This window comes from uncultured Nisaea sp., assembly GCF_963974195.1.
GTDB lineage: Bacteria > Pseudomonadota > Alphaproteobacteria > Thalassobaculales > Thalassobaculaceae > Nisaea.
This window is the reverse complement of sequence record NZ_CAXBDC010000002.1, coordinates 1-17,291: the sequence shown is the minus strand read 5'-3', so window position 1 is coordinate 17,291 and position 17,291 is coordinate 1. Positions and strand designations below refer to the sequence as shown.

The 17,291-nt window shown below is 59.3% G+C and carries 18 protein-coding genes; 7 read left to right on the top strand and 11 right to left on the bottom strand.

Annotated features, from left to right (window positions below):
* Position 1: 1 nt before the first annotated feature.
* The 7 genes from AAC126_RS00715 to AAC126_RS00685 all read right to left on the bottom strand — a co-directional run bounded on the left by AAC126_RS00715 (position 2) and on the right by AAC126_RS00685 (position 6,874).
* Positions 2-886: an RNA polymerase factor sigma-32 gene (locus AAC126_RS00715; protein ID WP_339848868.1), complete on the bottom strand. Its 885-nt coding sequence runs from the start codon at positions 884-886 to the stop codon at positions 2-4.
* Positions 887-1,043: 157 nt separating this feature from the next.
* Entirely contained in the window at positions 1,044-1,895 is an 852-nt protein-coding gene (locus tag AAC126_RS00710) for a hypothetical protein (protein WP_339848865.1), read from the bottom strand.
* Between the two features lie 143 nt (positions 1,896-2,038).
* The gene (locus AAC126_RS00705; RefSeq protein WP_339848862.1) at positions 2,039-2,536 is read right to left on the bottom strand and encodes a CarD family transcriptional regulator; all 498 of its coding nucleotides are present in this window, start codon (positions 2,534-2,536) and stop codon (positions 2,039-2,041) included.
* Between the two features lie 263 nt (positions 2,537-2,799).
* Positions 2,800-3,138: a ferredoxin FdxA gene (gene fdxA / locus AAC126_RS00700; protein ID WP_193172833.1), complete on the bottom strand. Its 339-nt coding sequence runs from the start codon at positions 3,136-3,138 to the stop codon at positions 2,800-2,802.
* Positions 3,139-3,190: 52 nt separating this feature from the next.
* Positions 3,191-3,655 carry a TerB family tellurite resistance protein gene (locus AAC126_RS00695; RefSeq protein WP_339848855.1) on the bottom strand — a complete coding sequence of 155 codons (465 nt, stop codon included), beginning with the start codon at positions 3,653-3,655 and terminating at the stop codon, positions 3,191-3,193.
* A 112-nt stretch (positions 3,656-3,767) separates the two neighbouring features.
* Positions 3,768-4,166 carry an RNA-binding S4 domain-containing protein gene (locus tag AAC126_RS00690; protein WP_339848853.1) on the bottom strand — a complete coding sequence of 133 codons (399 nt, stop codon included), beginning with the start codon at positions 4,164-4,166 and terminating at the stop codon, positions 3,768-3,770.
* Positions 4,163-6,874 (bottom strand): helicase-related protein, encoded by a 2,712-nt coding sequence (locus tag AAC126_RS00685; protein WP_339848850.1) that lies wholly within the window; start codon positions 6,872-6,874, stop codon positions 4,163-4,165. The genes AAC126_RS00690 and AAC126_RS00685 overlap by 4 nt, the downstream gene beginning before the upstream one ends.
* A 126-nt stretch (positions 6,875-7,000) precedes the next feature.
* Here AAC126_RS00685 and htpG point away from each other — a divergent pair, with 126 nt between their 5' ends.
* Positions 7,001-8,908: a molecular chaperone HtpG gene (gene htpG / locus AAC126_RS00680; protein ID WP_339848848.1), complete on the top strand. Its 1,908-nt coding sequence runs from the start codon at positions 7,001-7,003 to the stop codon at positions 8,906-8,908.
* A gap of 242 nt (positions 8,909-9,150) precedes the next feature.
* The gene (locus AAC126_RS00675; RefSeq protein WP_339848845.1) at positions 9,151-9,423 is read left to right on the top strand and encodes a hypothetical protein; all 273 of its coding nucleotides are present in this window, start codon (positions 9,151-9,153) and stop codon (positions 9,421-9,423) included.
* A 225-nt stretch (positions 9,424-9,648) separates the two neighbouring features.
* On the opposite strand, the gene AAC126_RS00670 is transcribed toward AAC126_RS00675, so the two are convergent.
* Positions 9,649-10,257 (bottom strand): hypothetical protein, encoded by a 609-nt coding sequence (locus AAC126_RS00670; RefSeq protein ID WP_339848843.1) that lies wholly within the window; start codon positions 10,255-10,257, stop codon positions 9,649-9,651.
* 302 nt (positions 10,258-10,559) lie between these two features.
* Here AAC126_RS00670 and AAC126_RS00665 point away from each other — a divergent pair, with 302 nt between their 5' ends.
* The 3 genes from AAC126_RS00665 (at position 10,560) to AAC126_RS00655 (ending at position 12,415) form a co-directional block, all read left to right on the top strand.
* Positions 10,560-10,841 carry a type II toxin-antitoxin system RelE/ParE family toxin gene (locus AAC126_RS00665; RefSeq protein ID WP_339848840.1) on the top strand — a complete coding sequence of 94 codons (282 nt, stop codon included), beginning with the start codon at positions 10,560-10,562 and terminating at the stop codon, positions 10,839-10,841.
* A complete protein-coding gene (locus tag AAC126_RS00660; RefSeq protein ID WP_339848837.1) occupies positions 10,841-11,140 on the top strand; it encodes a HigA family addiction module antitoxin in 300 nt (99 codons plus the stop codon). The genes AAC126_RS00665 and AAC126_RS00660 overlap by 1 nt, the downstream gene beginning before the upstream one ends.
* 285 nt (positions 11,141-11,425) lie before the next feature.
* Positions 11,426-12,415, top strand: coding sequence for a phosphoribosylaminoimidazolesuccinocarboxamide synthase (locus AAC126_RS00655; RefSeq protein WP_339848834.1), 990 nt, complete (start codon positions 11,426-11,428; stop codon positions 12,413-12,415).
* A 67-nt stretch (positions 12,416-12,482) separates the two neighbouring features.
* On the opposite strand, the gene AAC126_RS00650 is transcribed toward AAC126_RS00655, so the two are convergent.
* The gene (locus AAC126_RS00650; protein WP_339848831.1) at positions 12,483-12,986 is read right to left on the bottom strand and encodes an SRPBCC domain-containing protein; all 504 of its coding nucleotides are present in this window, start codon (positions 12,984-12,986) and stop codon (positions 12,483-12,485) included.
* Positions 12,983-13,333, bottom strand: coding sequence for a metalloregulator ArsR/SmtB family transcription factor (locus AAC126_RS00645; protein ID WP_339848829.1), 351 nt, complete (start codon positions 13,331-13,333; stop codon positions 12,983-12,985). Before AAC126_RS00645 ends, AAC126_RS00650 begins: the two co-directional genes overlap by 4 nt.
* A gap of 119 nt (positions 13,334-13,452) precedes the next feature.
* Between AAC126_RS00645 and AAC126_RS00640 the strand changes: the two genes are divergently transcribed.
* Positions 13,453-13,740 carry a coiled coil domain-containing protein gene (locus AAC126_RS00640; protein ID WP_339848826.1) on the top strand — a complete coding sequence of 96 codons (288 nt, stop codon included), beginning with the start codon at positions 13,453-13,455 and terminating at the stop codon, positions 13,738-13,740.
* Between the two features lie 58 nt (positions 13,741-13,798).
* Here AAC126_RS00640 and AAC126_RS00635 read toward each other — a convergent pair whose 3' ends face one another.
* On the bottom strand, positions 13,799-14,440 hold the full coding sequence (locus AAC126_RS00635) for a TetR/AcrR family transcriptional regulator (RefSeq protein ID WP_339848823.1): 642 nt from the start codon (positions 14,438-14,440) through the stop codon (positions 13,799-13,801).
* A gap of 323 nt (positions 14,441-14,763) precedes the next feature.
* Here AAC126_RS00635 and AAC126_RS00630 point away from each other — a divergent pair, with 323 nt between their 5' ends.
* Positions 14,764-16,890 carry a TonB-dependent siderophore receptor gene (locus tag AAC126_RS00630; RefSeq protein ID WP_339848821.1) on the top strand — a complete coding sequence of 709 codons (2,127 nt, stop codon included), beginning with the start codon at positions 14,764-14,766 and terminating at the stop codon, positions 16,888-16,890.
* Positions 16,891-17,291: the final 401 nt, after the last annotated feature.

The following is a 17,291-nucleotide window of genomic DNA, read 5'->3' as shown; positions in this document are numbered from 1 at the left end:
ATCAGACTTCGGAATAAAGATCCGAGCTGCGGTCCACATTACGGCTGATATGCTGCTTCAGCTTGAGCATCGCGCGGTGCTCAAGCTGCCGCACGCGCTCCTTGCTGACCCCGAGAACCGTCCCGAGCTCTTCCAGCGTTGCGCCATCCTCGACGAGGCGGCGGCGCTCGATAATGGTCTGCTCGCGCGGGCTCAGCTCGGACAGTGCATCCTTCAGCCATTTTGAGCGGGTTTCCGCGTCCCGCATCCCGGTCACGATCGTTTCCGGAGTCGGACGTTCATCCGACAGCATCTCCAGCCACTCATCCTCGCCGCTCTCCCCTATCGGGGAATTGAGCGACTGATCGGCGCCGGACATGCGCTGCTCCATGGCCTCGACATCCTTGAGGGGGACACCAAGCTCGACTGCAATCTGTTTGCGTTGCTCTTCCGGGGAGAGAATTTCGGATGCCTGCTGGATCTTTGCCCGCAGGCGCCGCAGGTTGAAGAACAGTGATTTCTGGGCGGCCGTGGTCCCGGTCCGCACGATGGACCAGTTACGCAGCACGTAATCCTGGATGGCTGAGCGTATCCACCAGTTGGCATAGGTGGAGAAACGCACCTCACGCTCCGGCTCGAACCGGGCGGCGGCCTGCATCAGGCCGACATTGCCTTCCTGTATCAGGTCGCCAATGGGCAGACCGTAATTGCGGTATCGCGTTGCGGAGCTGACCACCAGCCTGGTGTAGGACCGCACCAGAAGATGCAGGGATTTCTCGCAGCGCTCTTCACGCCAGGCCCTGGCAAGCTCGAACTCCACGTCCCGCTCAAGCAGCGGCTCGTTCATGCTCGACTTGATATAAGAGACGTTGGCGCGCCGCGTTTCGGGATCGTCGATATGTGCCATGGCTCCACCTCCAGACCGCACCTGTGAGCACTCTCACAAGTGAATACGCTCCCTCATGGAAATCGGATCATTTTGGCTCGCCCTTGGCGACTCCTATCGGATCACATAACCGCGAGCCTACCAGATATGGATATCCATGGCGGACAGAGCCCCGGCCCTATGCGCTGATCTGATCGACCACATGCCCTGACGCATCAAGGCAGACCGCATTCAGCACGCCGCCAAAACCGGCGCCTCCATCGATGCTGAGCGTGGCCCCCTTATCAACGATGCCCTCGTGCTTCGGGTCGTACCCGCGCACCACACGGCTGAAGGTGCCATATCCCGATGACGGAATTTCCGTGAAGCCCTGGCTGTTCCACCAGAAACCGTCTTCCTGATCGCTCAGGTCTTTCAACGGATCGAGTCCGCCGCTGACAAACAGCAGTTTGCCCTCATCGGTATAGGCCGCCCGCCGGAAGCCTGTCATGAAGCTGTTGTGCCCCGGGTGGCCACGGATGGCCTGACGCAGTTGCCCCGTCCACCTGCTGACGGCGAGCAGGCCCTCCATGATCGCCATGCGGGCATCCGCCGGACGCCCGCCATAGGCGGCAAGGGTCGCATCCGCACCGCGCTCCAGCATCCAGTCCAGGATATCCTGACAATCGCCGGCGAACTGCAGCTGCAGCAGCTTGCGCCACATTTCTTCCTGGCGGCCGCGCAGATACACAATATCGTCGAGATGCGTGTAGGGCGGTTGCGCCAGCAGAATGCGCCGGAACCGCAACAGCTCGTTCACCGTTTCAAGAACGGCCTCGCCATGCCCGTAATAATTTCCAAGATAGATAAAGCGGTCACCCGCTTCGTAGCGATCGGTCAACCCGTCATGCAGGGCTGCAAGCCGCTCAGCGTCGCCATGTATGGAGGCGACGGCCCAGATCCTCCGGCACCGGCGCAGCACCGCGAAGCGCTTGTCCGTCTCGGGTGAAAGGCCGGTTTGGTGGATCACGTTCTGTGCCGCGTCTGACATTGCTGATGTGCTCCTACACCCCAGATAGCAATTCCAGAGGCAATCGCCAACGCTTGTGGTTAATCCGACACTCCGGGAGAAATGAAACAGGCGGCACCGAAGTGCCGCCTGCAATCAGATAATCATGATATTTCAGGAGCCGTTCAGGCTGCCGCCATGATTTTTTCGAGCCGGTCGGTAGCCGCGTCTTCGTCGATTTTTTCAATTGCGGCAAACTCACGGGCAAGACGATCAAGCGCCGCCTGATACATCTGGCGTTCGCTGTAGGACTGATCGGCCTGACCTGTGTTACGGCGCAGATCCCGGATCACTTCGGCGATCGATACCGGATCGCCGGAATTGATCTTCGCTTCGTATTCCTGGGCACGGCGTGACCACATCGTGCGCCGGACACGTGCACGGCCTTTCAGCTTCGTCAGCGCAACATCCATCTGTTTGCGCGTGCTGAGACGGCGCAGGCCGGAATCGTTGGCTTTTCCGACGGGGATGCGCAACGTCATGCGATCCTGCTCGAAGGTGATAACCAGGAGATCGAGCTCAGTACCAGCGATCTGCTGCGTCTCGGTGCCAATGATCTTGCCGACGCCATGCGTCGGATAGACCACAAAATCCCCAGCCTTGAACTCCACTTTTTTTGTCATTATTTGGTCTCTCTCACTTGTCAGGACCACGTGAAACGCGTAAAGCGCAAGGAATCGCCGGTACCCCTAAAAAGCAGGCCTCAGCCCGTCTTTGCGGATACCGCTCAGTATGGTCCGAAACCTTCTCGGAAACGGCGGCGAGGCGAGACGTTTTGCCTCACCGAATTCAGAGACCTTATCACAAATCCGAGCAAAATGGGAGTCTGCGGGCGCATGGCGCGTCCACGTTTGACGCATGGCTTACCGTTTTGTGACGGTCAGCCTCAGTCTCCCTTGCCCGGAGCGGGCGAAAAAAACTTCTCGAACTTGCCCTGGACCTGCTGCAAATCGTCAGCTCCCGGCATGGCGTCGATCTTCCGGGTGATGTTCGGCCATTCCTCGGAATATTTCCGATTCATTTCCAGCCAGGCCTCTGCCTCCGGTTCCGTATCCGGGAGAATCGCCTCGGCCGGGCATTCCGGTTCGCACACACCGCAATCGATGCACTCATCCGGATGGATGACGAGCATGTTTTCGCCTTCATAGAAACAGTCAACCGGACAGACTTCGACGCAGTCGGTGTATTTGCACTTAATGCACAGGTCGTTGACGATATACGTCATCGGCACGCTCCGGGTCCGGCTTCATTGGACGGTTTCGTTAATGAAAAAACATCTACTCGGCAAGTCCGAGTTTCTGCATGACACGCTTGCGTGCAGCGCCACTCTCCTGGTCCGTCACGTAAATCAGCCCCGTGACCCGGCGCATCAGGCTGGCTTCATAGTCATGCAGCACACCGTCGGCATAGGCGACTTCCCACAGCATTTCCATAAGTTCGACCCGCTGATCATGATCGAATTCATCACGGATCACCTTGGTAAAGCTGTAAAAATCAACGCTGCTTTCCAGGTCTTTCTCCGCCGCGTCAACCTTTGCCGCCGCCTCAACCGGCGAACAGGCGAAACGGGACGCAAGCAGGCTTTCGATGGCGCGGCGTTCGTCAGCACCGAATTCGCCATCCAGCGTCGCGGCCTTCACCAGCAGCGCGGCGACGGCATCTTCAGACCCGTCGACCTTTGAGGCTTCGCCAGATCCGCCGGAACGGACCGCATCGAAAAACACTTTGAGGGAGCCGAGCATGGCACTTCCCGGGGTTGGTTGAGGGGCGGTCTTTTATCTAAGCCCTTGGCCTGATTCCGCAAGCACGTTTCCGTATGGGCCCTGAACCGCGAGCCCGGTCAGACACGCCGCCTTATTCGTCAGCCGTCCGAAAATGATCGATCAGGCGCCGGTCCCGTTTCGTCGGCCGGCCGGCACCCGGATCGCGCCGTGCCGGTGCAGAGCCGGGTTTGGAATCTTCGCTTTTCCCGGCCCCGGGCACAATCGGCGACAGGTCTTCATACAACAGCAGCGCTTCAGGAGCCGGTCCGCGGCGGTCCGCCAGAAACAGCACCTTCACGACACGGATATGAGGCCCCTGGGGAAAGGTCAGCACGTCTCCGGGACGGACAAGCTGGTGTGACTTCGACACCACCTTGCCGGAAAGACGCAAGCGCCCTGCCCCGACCATCTTGTTGGCGAGCGCGCGGCTCTTGAAGAACCGCGCGCACCAGAGCCACTTGTCGAGACGCTGTGTCTCGTCTTCGTTCATTTTGCCAGTTTGAGCTGCTGCAATATGGCAAACGGAGAATCTTCGGGACGCATGGCCGGTCCGTTCGAGCTGATCACCTTCGGCCGGTCATCGCGCTTCGGCCCGTCACCGTGCCGTTTCGGCTTCCGCGGCCCGCCTTTTTGGCCGCCCTTGCGGTCCCGCTTTTCGCCGGAGCCATCCTGGGCCGCCTTGCCGGGCCGGTTGCCGCGTTCCGGTTTGCCATCCTGCTCGGACTTGCTTCCCCGCTCAGCTTTGCCGTCCTTCTCCGCCTTGCGCTCACCTTCCGGCCGGCGCTTCTGTTCCTGGCGGCGGCGGGCGATGAAGCGGGGCTGTTCCTCGACATCCTCACCACGGCGATATCCGAGATCCTTCAGGATCTCCGCCATGGCTTCATGGCCGACACCGGCAAGGGACAGCATGTCCGCGGAGATCGCGAACGCCCCTTCGCGAGCCGCCTGACGGACCATCTGGGCGACACGTTCGAGCATGTCCGCCCGCACGGCATGACCGCCGACCCGCTTGTAGCCGATCGCCAGATAGAAGGCGTCTGTCGCATCCTCGGCGCGCGTGATCATCACCCGGCCGGCCGGCGGCGGACCGCCTTCGGGATACTGGCCGGAGAACACACTCCAGAGCATGGCCCGGAATTCCACCGCCTTCGGCTTCAACAATACCGGCAGGAACACGGTCTCGGTGCCGAAGCGGATGCCGAGGCGGGCCAGCGACTTGCGCTGCTCGTCGTCGAGATCCCGGCGCAAGCCGCCGATCTGGTCAGCGGACACGCCACCGATTCCCTCGAGCACCTGGAAGCCGATACCGCGCGCGGCACCTTCGAGTTCAGCCGCCTTGACCGCAAGCAGCGGGCCGAGCCGGTCTTCCATCTCTCCCGTCAGCCAGGTCCGCAAGCGCGTCTCGATCCGCTTGCGCATCTCGCCGTCGATCAGCTCTTCGTTCACGACGCGAATCTGCGGCGACAGAATATCGGCGCCCGCTTCCAGCGATGCGATTTCCGCTCCGAGCCAGATTACCGTCCCCTTCGGGCCGATCGAAAACGCCGCATTGTCCGCGGCTTCGATCTGTCCCGTACGCCGGGCCAATTCTTCCGGCAGTACCTTACGCGCGGCCGTCAGCACGGGCTTCGCGTTGGCGCTATCCACTACATCAGGCACGAACTTCAATCCTTCCATGTGACCGACGGCATGGCCCTCCACGACCACTGTGCTGTCAGGTTTTACTGCCGCCGCCAAGTTCCCCCCGTCCTTCAACTTGCGCATGAACAATGCCGCGCGCTTGTCGACGAAACGCTGGGTAAGCTTGTCATGTAAAGCATCCGAGAGCCGGTCTTCAACAGCTCTGGTCTGAGCCTGCCAATGCACCGGGTCGGATACCCAGTCTCCCCGATGCGTAATATACGTCCAAGTTCGAATATGTGCGATACGGTTTACCAGAGTGTCTATATCGCCATCCGCCCGGTCGAAACGATTAACTTGATTGGCCACCCAATCGGTTGCCAGACGCTCCGGCCCCTCTGTCAGGTCGAAATAGATCTTCGACAGCAGATTAGCGTGGGATTCCGTCATGGTCTTGCGGAAATCCGGGATCTGGCAGATATCCCAAAGCAGCTTCACCCGGTCCGTTCCCGTTGCCCGCTCCACGACAGGCTCCATCCTGGACAAGGCTTCCAGCGTCCGGTGATCCTCACCGTCCCGCTTGCGAATCATGTGCGGCTGGTCGCTGTGGAATTCGAGCGACCGCTTGAGATCGCCGAGGCTGCGGAACGACATCCGGTGATTGCGCCAGTAGACATGACGGAGCGGATCGAACCGGTGGCTCTCCAGCGCCTCGACCATTTCTTCATCAAACGGCGGACAATCCCCTGTCACACCGAACGTGCCGTCATTCATGTGCCGTCCGGCGCGCCCGGCGATCTGCGCCATTTCCGGCGGCGTCAGGCGGCGCGGGGCACGGCCGTCGAATTTCATGTCCTCGGCGAAAGCGACATGATCGACATCCATGTTGAGGCCCATGCCGATCGCGTCCGTCGCGATCAGGTAATCGACCTCGCCCTCCTGATACATCGCCACCTGCGCGTTCCGGGCCCGGGGCGAGAGCGCGCCCAGCACGACGGCGGCACCGCCGCGCTGGCGCCGGATGATTTCGGCCAGCACATAAACATCCGCCGCCGAAAAGGCGACGATGGCGGTCCGGCGCGGCAGCCGCGTCAGTTTGCGCGGGCCGGTATAGGTCAGCCGGGACAGCCGCTGCCGGCCGACAATCTCGGCCTTCGGCACCAGCTTGCGGATCAGCGGGCGAATGGTATCGGAGCCGAGGAACATGGTTTCCTGACGGCCGCGCGCATGCAGCAGCCTGTCGGTAAAGACATGGCCGCGCTCCCGGTCGCCGCAGAGCTGGATCTCGTCGATAGCCAGAAAATCCACCACCCGGTCGACCGGCATGGATTCCACCGTGCAGACGAAATAACGGGCGTATGGTGGAAGTATCTTTTCCTCGCCGGTGATCAGCGCAACGGCATTCTTCCCCTTCAGGGCAACGATGCGCTCATAGTTCTCCCGGGCCAGCAAACGCAACGGAAAGCCGATCATGCCGGAGGCATGCGCCAGCATCCGCTCGATGGCGAAATAGGTCTTGCCGGTATTGGTCGGTCCCAGCATTGCGGTGATCCGACCGTCCTCGAAAACGCTGCTCATGGGAAATTCGGGTCCGATCTCGGCTCAGGCGGAAAGCGCTGGGGTCTTGCGATTAATGCCAACTTCCCACATATCAGGCTCCATCAATCATAACGATGTCATTCTAGGCAAGAGGTGATCAAAAAGATGACTGCGGAAAAGCGGACGTTCCAGGCCGAGGTCAGCAAGCTCCTGAAGATCGTCGCCAATTCGCTCTATAGTGAGCGTGAGGTGTTCCTGCGCGAGTTGATCTCCAACGCATCAGATGCCTGCGACAAGCTGCGTTACCTGGCGCTTACACAGCCTGAGCTGACCACCGGCGACGGCGATTACAAGATCAGGATCGCCGCCGACAAGGACAACAAGACCCTGACCCTGTCGGATAACGGTATCGGCATGAGCGCCGATGAGCTGAACGACAATCTCGGCACCATCGCGCGTTCCGGCACGGAAGCCTTCGTCTCCAACCTGTCCGGCGACGAGAAAAAGGACAGTGGGCTGATCGGTCAGTTCGGCGTCGGTTTCTATTCGGCCTTCATGGTCTCGGACAAGCTTGAGGTGCTGACCCGCCGCGCCGGCGAGGACAAGGCCCATCTCTGGAGCTCGGACGGTCTCGGCGAATACACCATAGCGGATGCCGAGAAGGCCAATCGCGGCACCATCATCACCATGCATCTGAAGGACGACGCCCTCGAATTCCTCGAGGAGCAGCGCCTGCAGCACATCGTGAAGCGCTATTCCGATCATATCCCGGTGCCGATCCTGTTCGTGGAGACCAAGGACGGGGAAACCGAGGAACGCCCGCTGAACGAGGCCTCCGCGCTGTGGACCCGCTCCAAGAGCGACATCACGCCGGAACAGTACGGCGAATTCTACAAGCACGCGGCCCATGCGTTCGACGATCCCTGGCTGACCATGCACTGGAAGGCGGAGGGCGTGATCGAATACAGCTCCCTGCTCTATGTGCCGACCCAGCGCCCGTTCGACCTGTTCCACCCGGAGCGGAAGAACAAGGTGAAGCTCTATGTGAAGCGGGTCTTCATCACCGACGATTGCGAAGGGCTGGTGCCGGAATATCTGCGCTTCCTGCGCGGCGTGATCGATTGCGAGGACCTGCCGCTGAATGTCAGCCGGGAGCTGCTGCAGCGTAACCCGGTGCTGCAGAAGATCTCCTCCGCCGTCACCAAGCGCGTGCTCTCCGAGCTCGGCAAGAAGGCCAAGAAGGAGCCGGAAGAATACGCCAAGTTCTGGGACGCCTTTGGCGCGGTGATGAAGGAAGGCCTCTATTCCGATACGGGCGACCACAAGGAAACCCTGCTGTCCCTGATCCGCTTCCACACCACGGAGAGCGACACGCTCGTCAGCCTCGCCGAATACAAGGAGCGGATGAAGGAAGGCCAGGAGGCGATCTACTACATCATCGGCGACAGCAAGGAAGCATTGCTGAACTCCCCGCATATCGAAGGCTTCAAGGCCAAGGGCGTGGAAGTTCTGCTGCTGTCCGATCCGATCGACGATTTCTGGATCCAGGCCATGTTCGGCGGCTATGAAGGCAAGGACTTCAAGTCGATCACCCGCGGCTCCGCCGATCTCGACGCCGTCAAGGGCGCCGACGCTGACAAGACCGATGAAGACAAGGCCGAGGACAAGAAGAACGAGGAGAAAGCATCCGCCGATATCGCGCCGCTGCTCGCCTCCCTCAAACTGGCCCTGGGCGAGACCGTGAAGGACGTCCGGGAATCAACCCGCCTGACCGACAGCCCGGTCTGTCTGATCGCCGATGACGGCGACATGGACATCAACCTCGAGCGCCTGCTGCGCCAGCACAAACAGCTCGATAATGCCGTCCCGCGCGTTCTGGAAGTCAACACCAAGCACGCGGTCATCAAGGCGCTGGCCAAACGGGTGAAGGACGGCAAGACCGGCCAGGAACTCGACGACGCGGCCCACCTGCTGCTCGACCAGGCCCGGATCATGGAAGGGGAAACCATCCCGGACCCGAAAGCTTTTGCCCGGCGGCTGGCGATGGCGATGGAGCGCGGGCTGGCGGTTTAAGGCTGCTTCCGGCTTTTGAAACCGATCCAAGAAGAGCGGGCGACGTTGGTCACCCGCTCTTTTGATTCTTCACACAACGGCCCTGTCATTCGTCTCTCGTTCTCACATCAACAGACGAGGACTTAGTGATGTCATTTCAGATCATGCGCCACCAATCTGCGAAAGCGGCTGTTGCGGCTTTGCTTTTGGCATCAATGACCAGCCTTGCTGCTTCCGCAGCATATGCCGGACAAGCTTCGGACATGACGCTGAATTGCCTGTCAGGCGCCGGCGTCCAGAATAGCTCCAGCCCTTCGGATGTGGGACTGGGCCGCTGCGTCCTGGCGCAGAATGACGGCCGTATCGTCATCGCGAAGGCGAAGGAGACCTGTTATTTCCACCATAATTGCCCGGACGACGGAAAGTGGCAGGGCGAATACACCAAGCGGCAATGCGCCGATCTCAAGAGAAAGAATGGCCAGTATGCCGGAATGAGTTGGGGAACCGGGCCGACGGACTGTGAGAACCTGCACTAGAACGCGCCGTAACGAGCCGAATTCAGCCGGGAATTGACCGAGGGGATTGAGGGGATACCGACTAATTAAACCGGTTAATAGGTCCAGTGAGAATAAAGGCCATAGCCTGGGAATATCTAATTAGATCGTGTGTCCCCTTAATTCCCGAGGGAAGTTCACGGCAGCGTTTATGGTGCAGTGCTTATCGGCAATTGGCTGCAACTCTGTCCGCCTTGCCGAATTGGACTAAGCAATCCGCTTCTCACCTATTGCCGCCGCAATTCGATCAGAAGCATCTCGGATGCTCCCAATAATTTCTTCCCTCTCGCTCAACTCGCGAAACGCGGGGCCGTTGCGAACGCGCTGTTCGAAAGCGACCTCACACCAATGCAGAAAATCTTTTCTCGCCTGACGTGCTTTTGGGTCCAGCCAAACCCGATGATCCGATCCATCTACAGCAAGCAGCAGGTCGATAACCCGCTCCTTCTGAAGAAGAGGGTCGCTAAAGTCTGACAAAAGGTCGAGGAGGCGCAGCACATCGCTTCTGATCTGGTTTAGATGCACATCGTCTTGATCATATAAATGTGCCGAAAATCTTTCTGGCCAGACCCGCTTGACCGCAAAAACCGCCAACCGCCTTATCGCCCAAACAACAACCGCCACAGACGCGAGGTTGTAGAACGCGAATAGGATATAGATCCAATCGCCCTCGATTTGAGCGGCTTGGTCTAGATAGAACCAAACTTCGCGAACGAAGGTCACGTTGGCGACAGCCCACGTTGCAACCGCAATCGCCGCACTACCGAGCGATACGACAGAATCAAAGCCGCTGAGCCGCTTGAACCAATCCCGCATAGCGGGAATATAGCCGTTTTCCTCCCATCGTCGCCACCTAGGTGCATTTGATACCTAATCCCGCTCTCCGGCCGGGATGACGGCGGTGGGTGTTGGTGAGTGGTTTGGGCAGAAATAAGGGGACATAGAAATAAGGGGACATGCGACTTAATTTTAAGCGCATGACTCACGGCAATTGGATCAATCGCACGCCCCCATATCAAATCGCGTTCCGTATCGGGCCATATCTCTTCCCGCCGCCAGAGCACAAATCGGCGTAAGCCAACGCTTGACGCTTGTAAGGAATCACCTTACATTTTTCCATGATCAAGAGCATCGCTCACAAGGGCCTCAAGCAGTTCGCCGCCACAGGAAAAGGCGCAAAATTGCCGGTTCAGGGCGCCGCCCAAATCAGGCTCGTGCAGATGCTTCAAACCCTGAATGCCGCGTCACAGCCGGAAGACATGAACCTGCCGGGTTTCCACTTCCACGAGCTGACCGGCAACCGCAGGGGCACATACAGCATTCGTGTCACCGGCAACTGGCGCCTCACTTTCGAATGGGACGCGGGCGCCGCCAACGTCAAACTGGAGGATTATCACTGATGCTTCACGGTCTCCCCCCGATGCACCCCGGCGCGCTGTTGCGTGACCAGATCCTGCCCGCGCTTGGCGTCAGCAAAACCAGACTGGCGGAGAACCTGAAGATCTCTCGACAGACGCTCCATGACATCCTGAGCGAGAAAGCCCCTGTGACCGCCCAGATGGCGGTGAGGCTCGGCAAGCTCTGCGGCAACGGCCCCACGATCTGGGTCAACCTCCAGTCTCAATGGGACGTTGCACAGGCGGAGAGGGATCTGGCCGATATCATCGAGCAGATCCCGACACTACAGAAGGCCGGGTAAACGACGGGCGAAATTACGGGGCACGATACTTATTTTGCCCCAACTCGCGACGTCACCCCGGCGGAGGCCGGGGCCCAGGGGATGGCGGGCGGCGTTTTATGATCCCTGGATCCCGTCCTTCGACGGGATGACAAATGGGGTGGCCAATGAACTAAGCGACACAATACTTAATTCGACACCCTGCCCAGTCTCACCAGCCCCCACTCCACCAACCCCACCGTTGCACCCGCGCGTAAAAGCGCTATCGTGCCGCCGCATTCAGACTCTCGATCACAGGACATCCCCATGGCGCCGCAGACGGCCACCTCACAGCTTCTCGACAATTGCCTCACCGACGCGGAATTTCCCGAACTGCCGGGCTTCGTCCGCGGCAAGGTGCGGGATGCCTACAAACTGCCGGACCGGCGGCGGCTGCTGATCGCGACCGACCGGCAATCAGCGTTCGATCAGGTCCTGGCGGCCGTGCCCTACAAGGGGCAAGTACTGACCCAGACGGCGCGCTACTGGTTCGATCACACCGGCGATATCTGCCCGAACCATGTGATTTCCTACCCGGACCCGAATGTCGTCCTGTGCAAGGATCTCGAGATGGTGCCGATCGAGATTGTCGTGCGGGCCTACCTCACCGGCTCCACCAACACCAGCGCCTGGACCATGTATGACCGGGGCGAGCGAGTGATCTACGGCCATCAGCTCCCCGACGGCATGAAGAAGAACCAGAAACTCGCCGGGACCATCATCACGCCGACGACGAAACCCGCAGACGGCGGGCATGACGCGCCGATCACGGAAGCCGAAATTCTCGAAAGCCAGCTCGTGACGAATGAGCAATGGCGCGAGCTGGCGGAGAAAAGTCTGGCGCTGTTCGCGCGCGGGCAGGAACTTGCCGCCAAACAGGGGCTTATTCTGGTCGATACCAAATACGAATTCGGCATCGACGAGAACGGCACGATCACCATCGCCGACGAGATCCACACGCCGGATTCAAGCCGCTACTGGCGTGCCGACAGCTACGAGCAGAAATTCGCGGCTGGCGCGGAGCCGGACAGTCTGGACAAGGAATTCCTGCGCCTGTGGATTGCCGGTAAGTGCGATCCCTACAAGGACCCCATTCCGGAAATCCCCGCCGACACCCTGATCGCCTTCAGCGACAAGTATGTCAGCCTCTACGAGCAGCTGACCGGTCTGGAATTCGATCGCACCGATCCCGCAGTCCCCGTGCGCGACCGTATTCGCGCGGCGCTGGTCTCGGAGCTGCCTGAATATTTCAAATAGAAGGACTAAGGGATCCGGAAATTAGGGGGCACGTACCCCCTAATAGCCTGCCCCCATGCCCCCTTGATTATACAGCCAGCGTCACAAGCAACGCGTCCAGCCGTTCGAGTGTCGAGGCCAAACCTTCCTGCATGCCCATATCGATGACCACTTGCAGGTCTTCGGCCGAGTTATAGGCAACGAGTGTTTCAACGAGTGTGTGCTCGCCCTTGTCCGTGAAGGTCATGTTCACATGTGAGCGGGGCAGATCGGGATTCACCACGCCCGTCTCGTCGGTGAAGGCGTCATACCCTGTGTAGCCGTCAATGGGAGTGATCGTTTCGTAGTCCGTGCGGCTCCAATAATGTGTGCCGTTCGGGTCGATCATGGCGAAGTGCCAGTGGCCGCCCTCGCTGAAATCGAAAGACTTGGTCTTCGTGATCAACGGCTTGGGGGCGTACCATTGATCCAGGAGTTCGCTCTTGGTGTAACAGTCCCACACCAATGGACGTCCGGCGGCAAATTCGCGCCTCACGGTCAGCGTGCTTTTCTGCATATCCGCAATGAAATCAAAGCGCAGATCAGATCTCATTTGTCTTTTCCTTGTGGGTTGTCAGCGAGGGTTGTCAGCAGGGTATCGAGATTGTCGAAGCGGCTCGCCCAGATGGCCCGCTGCTCGCCAAACCATTTCTCCGCTGCCGCCAGCTTGTCGGGATTGAACGTGCAGGTGCGCACCCGGCCCTGCTTGCGCGAAGCAAGCAATCCAGCTTCTTCCAGCACGCCGATATGTTTCATGAAGGAAGGCAGAGCCATATCGAATGGGGCCGCAAGTTCCTTCACCGATGCAGGGCCTTTTACCAAGCGCTGCACCACGGCCCGGCGGGTTGGGTCCGCAAGGGCGTGAAAGACGGTGTCGAGAGGTGTTTTATAGTTATCCATAAAGCTAACTATAAAACACCAAACAGTTAGGTCAATGGGTAAGTGTTTTCTATGAGCGCTTTAATTCCTGCCGGAACAACCCGCCTCCTCACGCGTTTTGCTTTCAAAGGAGGTACCAAATGTCAGAGAAAAATCAGTACATTGAGAAAGCCAAGGCGCGCATCGCGCAGTGGGATGCAGAGATCGACAAGATGAAAGCCAAGGCCGATGAAGCCGAAGCCGACGCGAAGATCGAGTATCAGAAGCAGCTGAGCGAGATGCGCACGCAGCGCGACGAAGCCGATAGCCGGCTGACCGAGCTCCGGAACGCGAGTGACGAGGCCTGGGAAGACGTGAAATCCGGCTTCGACAAGGCCTGGGACGATATTTCCAACGCCTTCACGAATGCGACGTCCCGCTACAAATAAAAGCCGGAAATACTCGGGCGGGCGGTGCGCTTTCAGCCGCCTCCCGCCCGGGCAACGGTCAGGCGCTGAGCTTCTCCGCGTCGTAGACGAGACGCACTGTTTTCCGGCACCACTCCAGCAGGATGCCATGTTCCGGCTGCCCTGCCGCCTCGGCCGCCGCATAAAGGCAGGAGACCGAGACATGGTGCTGCAGACGGGCAAGCGCGCGGGCCTGCTCTGGTGTGACCTTGCGGGAGAATTTTTCCTGCGCCGCGATGATGCGGCGGAACGCCTTTTCCTCGTGCCGGGCATTCAGCTCCGCCAGCTCCGGGGAATTCCCGAGCGCGAATCTGAGCTTCCAGTGACCCGGCGTATTCACGCTTTCATCGGTAGACAGGCAGTCGAACACCGCGTCGGCGTAGGCCTCAAGCCCCTCTGAGCCATCGAATTGGGCATCGACTCCGTCCAGCAAGGTCAGTGTCTGCTCCAGCCATTGCCTGTACAGCTCGAAGAAGACAGCCTCCTTCTTCGGGAAGAACTGATAGAGGCTCGCGATATTCACACCAGCCGTTTTCGCAATGTCATTCGTCGTTATTTTCTCGGCGGGCGTATTGCCCAGCATCTCCAGCGTCACATCAAGGATGAGCTGAACCTTTTCCCTGGAGCGCTGTTGCTTGGCCTGTTTTCGTACAACGACCGAACCGCCTTCCACCCTCTGCACTCTTCCCTCCCACTCTTCTGATCGCGCCCGCATTCTTTTTCCTTGGCCGGGTGGCGGAACACGACATCCAACATTAACAGCAGCATAGCACAGGGCACACGCCCCAAACGCCTGCGGCCCGGACCGGAGCCGCGACCCAGGGCCGACAATGTGACAAACACACCAAACCCGAGCCTTTCCCCCAAATATAGGTAGCCGCAGAACAAAATGTAAGTTCCAACTTACATTTTTGATTGCACTTGCATATGCTTCTCATTATCGAAACGGCATCATGAACAATCCAAGCCGGTAGCCAGGATTTCGCACCATGGGGAAAAGCGCGAATGCTGAAATATTCCAGTCTGATCACGGCGACGCTCCTGCTGTCGGCTCAAGGGGCCATGGCGCAGGACAGCGCAACGGAGACAACGAAACACCTCGACAAGATCGTCGTTGAAGCAGAGGGAACAGCCTCCGGGCCGGCGGCCGAGCGCGCCTCCAGGAGCGCCGGCGACAGAGAATCGATCATCGCCGATCAATCGACCGTGGGCAGCAAGACCGGCACACCGATCCTTGACGTGCCGGCATCCGTCTCCGTCGTCACCGAGAAAGAGATGAAACAGCGCGGGGTCGAAAACCTTGATGAAGCGCTGGCCTATAGCTCGGGCGTCGTCAGCGATCTTTACGGCAGCGACAACCGCTACGACCACTACCTCGTTCGCGGCTTCTACCAGACCTCTCTCGGCTCCTACCGCGATGCCCTGCCGATGCGCATTCCGGGCTTTATCGGCAATCGGCTCGAGCCATACGGTCTGGAGCGGGTTGAGATCCTCAAAGGCTCCACCTCCTCGTTGTTCGGCCTGAATTCTCCGGGCGGTCTCGTGAACGCTGTCTCGAAGAAGCCGCTCGATTTCACATTCGGCGAAGTCTATTCGACCTTCGGCGACGAGCATGTCGAGTTCGGCACCGACTTCGGCGGGCCCGTCGACAGCCAGGACAAGTTCTTCTACCGGTTGACCATGAAGGGCCAGGACAGCAGCGACGGCACGGATTTCTCCGATGATGACCGGGTCTATTTCGCCCCCTCGCTGACATGGCGGCCGAACGACTCGACCGAACTGACCCTGCTTACCGATTTCAACAAGCGTAACGGCAATCCGGGGCACGGCATTCCATACGGCTCCAGCATCGATCCGGACACCTTTCTGGGCGAGCCGGAATTCGACAACATGGACACTGAGGAATGGAATGCGGGCTATCAGTTCAGCCACAGCTTCGGCAACGGCCTGCAGTTCCGGCAGAATTTTCGCTTCACCGACCTCAGCCTGAATTACGAAACCGTCTACGGGGCGAGCACGGATGCCACCGCTTCCCGCTATTCTTACGCGGTGAAGGGCGGCACGCAGCGGGTCGCGCTCGACAATCAGCTACAGTACGACACGCGCATCAGCGCCGTGGACAGCCGCACCCTCGTCGGCGTCGATTATTATTATGAAGAAGTGGACGAGAAGCGCGCCTTCGGTTCCGCCACCGGTATCGACATCAACAATCCCGTCTATTGCGGTCTCACCTGCATCACCCAGCCGCCCGCCTATGAATGGCTGACGGACCGGACGGCTGTCGGCGCCTATCTGCAGGAAGAAATGACGTTCTACGACAGGGTCATTCTCACCCTCGGCGGGCGTTACGATCATGTGGAGACCGAGTCCGAATATCCGGGTTTCGGCCTGTCCTACAGCTCGTCCGACAATTCCCTGACCGGCCGCGCCGGCGTGACCGTCAAGGTACGGGACGATCTGTCTGTCTATGCGAACTATTCCGAATCCTTCGAACCTGTCTCGGCGGAAACCGCCCTGCAGAGCACGCCGGAGCCGAAAGAGGGAACGCAGTATGAAATCGGTGTGAAATACAGCCCCGATTTTGTCGATAACGCTCTGTTTACAGTGGCGCTATTCGATCTCACGCAGACCAACGTCCCGTACAATACCAGCCCCACCACACAGGAACAGGTCGGCGAGGTGAACGTGACCGGCATCGAGTTCGAAGGCAAGATGGCGCTCACCGATCAGCTCGACGCGATCCTCTCCTATTCCTACTGGGATCCGACGATTGAAGAAGATGGCACCGATGGCAATGCCGGTAACCGGCCGCAGCTTGTCCCGAACAATATCGGCGCGGCCTGGCTGAACTATAAGATCCCCGGACGCGGAACCATCGGCGATCTGACCATCGGTGGCGGCGTGCGCTATATCGGCGAGAGCTTTGCGGACAACGCGAACACGATCAAACTGGATGCACGCACCGTCATGGATGCGGCGATCAGCTACCAGTTCATCGAGAACGCCACGCTGCAGCTCAACGCCAGCAACATCTTCGACGAACGGTCCGTCACCCAGGTCGATACCTTTGCGAACACCGCTTATTACAGCGACGGGCGGACGGTTCGGCTGACCCTGCGATACACTTGGTAACACGGAGAACCGGCGGTTCCCGGAAGCGGCGCGATGCCCCATCGCGCCGCTTTTACGTCAGCCGGTATCCGCCGGTGACTTCCCCCACGCCAAGAAGAGCGCATCGTCACTGCAGCGCCGTGCCTGGGCTGCACAGGGTTTATTGGCGGGCGAGTATCGGGACACTAAAGAAAAGGGGCGGTGCAGCCTGATCACTTTCAAGCCTCTCTTTCAGAAGCCGATCACTCTCTAAAATATTGCTTTTATTTGCATTAATTCTCTTTTTATTAATGTTGAATTGAAGCTGATGCTTGTCTATCAGGCTAGATCGCATTCGCGGATTGGCCCTCCGGATGCGCGCGTTGCACCGGCTGATTATGAGAGCGGATCATTGACAGGCGAATTTCAATCTGCCGCGAATT